The organism is Ohtaekwangia sp. (genome assembly GCF_036568665.1).
Taxonomy (GTDB): domain Bacteria; phylum Bacteroidota; class Bacteroidia; order Cytophagales; family Cyclobacteriaceae; genus Ohtaekwangia.
This window is the reverse complement of sequence record NZ_DATCSD010000065.1, coordinates 1-5,047: the sequence shown is the minus strand read 5'-3', so window position 1 is coordinate 5,047 and position 5,047 is coordinate 1. Positions and strand designations below refer to the sequence as shown.

Annotated in this window: 5 protein-coding genes; 3 read left to right on the top strand and 2 right to left on the bottom strand. The window is 43.3% G+C overall.

What is annotated here, in order from left to right:
- From VIN08_RS03645 to VIN08_RS03635, 3 genes are all read left to right on the top strand, one after another.
- Nucleotides 1-395: flavin reductase family protein (locus VIN08_RS03645; RefSeq protein ID WP_331960382.1), on the top strand; the 395-nt coding region annotated here is incomplete at its 5' end.
- A gap of 53 nt (nt 396-448) precedes the next feature.
- Nucleotides 449-2,056 carry a Na+/H+ antiporter gene (locus VIN08_RS03640; RefSeq protein ID WP_331960379.1) on the top strand — a complete coding sequence of 536 codons (1,608 nt, stop codon included), beginning with the start codon at nt 449-451 and terminating at the stop codon, nt 2,054-2,056.
- 118 nt (nt 2,057-2,174) lie between these two features.
- Entirely contained in the window at nt 2,175-3,947 is a 1,773-nt protein-coding gene (locus VIN08_RS03635) for a carbohydrate-binding domain-containing protein (RefSeq protein ID WP_331960376.1), read from the top strand.
- 103 nt (nt 3,948-4,050) lie between these two features.
- On the opposite strand, the gene VIN08_RS03630 is transcribed toward VIN08_RS03635, so the two are convergent.
- Both VIN08_RS03630 and VIN08_RS03625 read right to left on the bottom strand, forming a co-directional pair.
- Complete coding sequence (locus VIN08_RS03630; RefSeq protein ID WP_331960373.1) at nt 4,051-4,575, bottom strand: YceI family protein; 525 nt, start codon at nt 4,573-4,575, stop codon at nt 4,051-4,053.
- Nucleotides 4,576-4,683: 108 nt separating this feature from the next.
- Nucleotides 4,684-5,047: pirin-like C-terminal cupin domain-containing protein (locus VIN08_RS03625; RefSeq protein WP_331960370.1), on the bottom strand; the 364-nt coding region annotated here is incomplete at its 5' end.

Here is a 5,047-nt window from a genome sequence, read left to right as displayed (position 1 = left end):
TGATTACAAGCGCCAACTACAGTTTCGATATGATCAGGAAAAGTGGCGAGTGCGTGATCAATATCCCGACCGTTGATATGATTGATGTCGTGATTGGCATAGGCAATACTACCGGGGCCGAAACAGACAAGTTTCATACATTCAAGCTTACGCAGGAAGCAGCAGAGAAGGTAGATGCACCATTGATCAAAGAATGTTATGCGAACTTCGAATGCAAAGTGGCCGATAAACGGATGCTCGACAAGTATAATTTCTTTATTCTGGAAGTAGTCAAGGCACATGTAGCGGTGTCTCCCAAATATCCGAAGACGGTTCATTACCGTGGTGATGGTATCTTCATGGTGTCGGGCAGACATATAGCGTTGCCAAAGAAATTCCGGCCGGAGAATCTTTGATTTATATAGTTTAATTGTTTGATTAGAACCTGGTAAAAACTAACCCTTACTCCATGCAAACTGATATACCCAGTGTATTTACCGAATATATCATACTGGTGGGTGCTATTCTGGTACTCGTAATGCTCGCACAAAAACTTAAAATAGCGTATCCCATCGTTCTTGTAATTGGCGGACTTATCCTTAGCTTCTTGCCAGCCATGCCTGCTGTGAGCATTCGGCCGGAAATGATATTCATTATTTTTCTGCCTCCATTATTATACGAAGCAGCATGGTATACTTCGTGGAAAGAGTTTTGGCGTTGGCGCAGAGTTATCAGCAGCTTTGCTTTTATCGTGGTTATTGTTACCTCGTTTGTTATAGCACTGGTGTCGAGTTCTGTTATTCCGGGATTTACCATGGCACTGGGATTTTTATTGGGAGGCATCATTTCACCTCCTGATGCAGTAAGTGCTTCGGCTATTCTCAAGTATGTAAAAGTACCCAGACGGATGTCGTCTATACTGGAAGGAGAGAGTCTGCTCAATGATGCATCCAGCCTTGTAGTATTTCGCTTTGCGTTGATCGCAGTTGATACTGGTCGGTTTGTATTTCATGAAGCAGCACTGAACTTTGTAGTGGTGATTGCTGCGGGTATTGCTATAGGTGTCGCTATCGGTATGGTATATTTCATTATACACAAGTGGCTGCCCACCGATTCCAACATTGATATTGTGTTATCATTGTCTGCTCCGTATGTAATGTACCTTACGGCAGAACACTTCCATTTCTCCGGTGTATTGGCCGTTGTTAGCGGAGGCTTGTATCTCTCTGCCAGAAGTCATTTATACCTGAGCCATCGCAGCAGGTTGCAGGGAGGCAATGTGTGGTCGGCAGTAAGTTTCGTCTTTAACGGATTAGTGTTTATGATGATAGGCCTTGAGTTGCCGGATGTCGTTCATCAGTTAGGCACCGTCAGCCTGGTGCAGGCTATACTCTATGGATTGTTGATTTCTGTTGTATTGATGATTATACGTATAGCCTGTACGGTATTTGCTTCCTACTTCACTGTATTTATAAGCCGCTATATTACTACAGCCGATAGCAGTCCTGGCTTGCGTGCTCCTTTTGTAATTGGCTGGGCTGGTATGCGCGGTGTGGTTTCGCTCGCAGCAGCATTGTCAGTGCCGTTATATTTATCTGATGGAACAGCTTTCCCGCAGCGCAACATGATTCTGTTCATTACGTTCACGGTGATCCTGTTTACACTGATCGTGCAAGGCCTTACGCTGCCGCTCATTATTCAGTGGATGAAACTGGAGGATCGAGACAAACATTTGCCCGTAGAATTGCAGGGGCAGAAGATCATGGAAAAATTAACTGACAAGAGCCTGAGGTTTCTGCAAGAAGAAAACAACGAAGTACTTCAGAAAAGTATACCCTTGCAACAATTAAAAGCAAGACTGGAGAACGATCTGGAAGATCTTCGCGCATCCGTTGATCATAACGAATTTCCGGAAGTATACCTCCGGATGCTGGAACAACAGCGCACATTACTGCATGAATTAAATAAAGATCCGGGACTTGAAGAAGAGGTGATCAGAAAGTATCACAGCATGCTGGATATGGAAGAAGAACGGATTCGGGTTAAATATAGTAAGTATGAAAATCAACGCGGTTAGCCGGTCTATATCTACACATTCTCCGTTCTTGTCTCTTACTGCGATAGATATACAGAAGGAGTGATAAAATTGATTGTATACAGCGCGTTATTGTGCATACGATCATTTTATCCCCTATATGAAACAGGAAACTATTCTCAAACGAATATGTGTACTGTTGCTGGCTGTATGTTTCGCCTGCAACGACACATCTGACCCGACATCCTCAGACGATGATGACAATACAAATACCGATCCCACGGAAGCTATTGTATATACTATAGCGGATGCTCTTGCGGCCAATCAGGCAAATCACGAGGTGGATGCAGACTATACCTGGAGTGAATCGGATGTTATTACCATCACGTTAAACGGAACTTCTATCACCGTAAACCCTGCGGATGCTGCAACGATAAATGGCAGCACAATAACAATTACAAAAGCGGCTACCTATAGCATTAGTGGTACCCTTGCGGATGGCCAGGTGATTGTTGATACAGAAGATGAAACAACGGTAAGACTTATATTCAATGGCGTTGATATCAGCAATTCATCCAGTGCACCGGTATATATAGCCAGTGCAGAGAAAACGGTTATTGTGCTGGCTGATAATACAACCAATATCTTGAGCGATGCCAAAACGTATGTATATGCTTCAGCCGATGAAGACGAACCGAACGCAGCACTCTTCAGTAAAGGCGATCTCACAATTTATGGCAACGGTTCGCTAACCGTAAAAGGTAATTATAACGATGCTATCGCCAGTAAAGATGGTCTTCTTATCAAGAGCGGTACATATTCTGTAACGGCAGCAGATGATGGCATTCGTGGTAAAGATTATTTGATTGTTGAAAATGCTGCAATCACTATAAATGCCAGTGGCGATGGATTAAAATCCGATAATGACGAAGAGGAAGCGCGGGGCTATATATTGGTGGAAGGCGGCACGCTGAAAATTACTGCCGGAGGTGATGCGTTGCAGGCTGAGACTGATGCGTTGATTGCCGGTGGAGATTTTACCATTGTGTCGGGCGGTGGAAGCAGTAGCTCGGTTGGTTCAGACAAATCTGCAAAAGGACTTAAGGGTGGTATAAATGTTATTACAGAAGGTGGAACATTCTCCATCAGCTCTGCCGATGATGCTGTACACTCTAACGGAAACGTATCGATAAACGATGGTACATTTACCATTACTTCCGGTGATGATGGTATGCATGCCGATACGTCATTGGGTATAAATGGTGGTGAGATCACCATCACCAAATCCTACGAAGGTATAGAAAGTGCCCTGCTTACCATTACCGATGGAACTGTTCACGTAACAGCGAGCGATGATGGTATAAATGGTGCCGGTGGCAACGATGGTTCGAGTACGGGTGGGTTTACTTCATCTTCCAGTTATTACCTGTATATATATGGCGGCTATATTTATGTAGATGCAACAGGCGATGGTATAGATGTTAATGGATCAATTGTTATGACTGATGGTGTGGTGATTGTAAACGGACCAACGGCTAATAACAACGCTCCTATCGATTACGATCAAACCTTCAAGATCTCCGGAGGGTTTATTGCTGCTGCAGGTAGTTCGGGCATGGCGCAGATTCCGGGTACCACTTCTACGCAAAATTCAGTGCTGATAAATCTGAGCACATCACAAGCCGCAGGATCATTGATTCATATACAGGCAGGCGATGGTACAGATGTAGTTACGTTCAAGCCTACCAAGAAATACCAGTCGTTCGCGTTTTCTTCGCCTAATCTCGCAACCGGGTCAACGTATGATCTATACCTGGGCGGAAGCTCAAGCGGTACGGTTACCGATGGACTCTATAGCGGAGGAAGTTACACCGCAGGAACAAAGAGCACCAGCTTCACTATATCCAGTGTATCAACCAAAATAACGAAGTAGTATATATCCTTAGAATTTTATGTAGTATAAAAACAAAAGAGTGACAGTAACGTCACTCTTTTTATTTGGGCTATGATTGGATATTTATGTTGTGATCGGAAAATTATTGTTTCAGGAGTTGAATGTTGGCAATCAGTTTTACTTCATCACTTACTACAGCACCACCGGTTTCAGTAAGTGCACTCCAGGTAAGTCCGAAATCTTTACGGTTGATCTTGCCAGATACTTCAAAGCCGGCTTTCACATTGCCCCAGGGATCTTTAGCAATTCCGCTGTGATCTACGGTTAGCTTTACTTTGCGCGATACATCTTTAATACTCAGGTCGCCCTCCAGTTCATAATCATCGCCTGTCTTGGTAAATTTTGTTGAAGTAAATTTCAACTTGGGGAAAGTTCCGGCATCAAAGAACTCCGGACTCTTCAAATGTTCATCGCGTTGTTCGTTGTGTGTGGAGATCGAGTCAATATCAGCTTCGAAAGAAATTTTTACATTCTCAAAATTCTCGGTAGCATCTACTATACCATTAAACTTTGTGAAGCTTCCGGTAACGGTGCTGATAACAAGGTGTTTTACTTTAAATTGAACTTCTGAGTGTGCATTGTCAATAATCCATGTCTTGTTTTCCATAATGTTAAATTTTTTGTGTTGTTTCTATTTTGTTCGTTTGGTGATCAAAGGTCGGGTGCCAACAGGCGCTTCCTAATGATATTGGATAAGAAAGCGCGTTGACATTTGTCAAGAGTATTGGATCTCTCCATATTTACCATCAAAGAAATCGCGGTAAGCTTGCGAGATCTCATGTCGCGAGTTCATAACGAAAGGTCCTTCACCTACAATCGGTTCGTTATAGTGTTCTCCTCCAAACACAATGATATCTACCGGAGATATACCTTTGTTGGTAAATTCTACAGTGCCTTCCTCGTTTGCAAAACCTATTAATTCACTTTTACCAAAGTCGCGGCAGTTCACCGTGGCATCGCCCAGTGGTATAAATGCTGCGGCTTCCTGGTTGGCCGGAATTTCAAAAGCAAATTTCGCTTTAGGTTGTAAGATGATATGATACAGAAACTGCTGACTATATATTTTCACGGGCGACTTT

Excerpts from the sequence above, each read along its gene's own strand:
- VIN08_RS03640 (WP_331960379.1), top strand. The coding sequence starts at position 449 with ATGCAAACTGATATACCCAGTGTATTTACCGAATATATCATACTGGTG.
- VIN08_RS03630 (WP_331960373.1), bottom strand. The coding sequence starts at position 4,575 with ATGGAAAACAAGACATGGATTATTGACAATGCACACTCAGAAGTTCAA.
- VIN08_RS03635 (WP_331960376.1), top strand. The coding sequence starts at position 2,175 with ATGAAACAGGAAACTATTCTCAAACGAATATGTGTACTGTTGCTGGCT.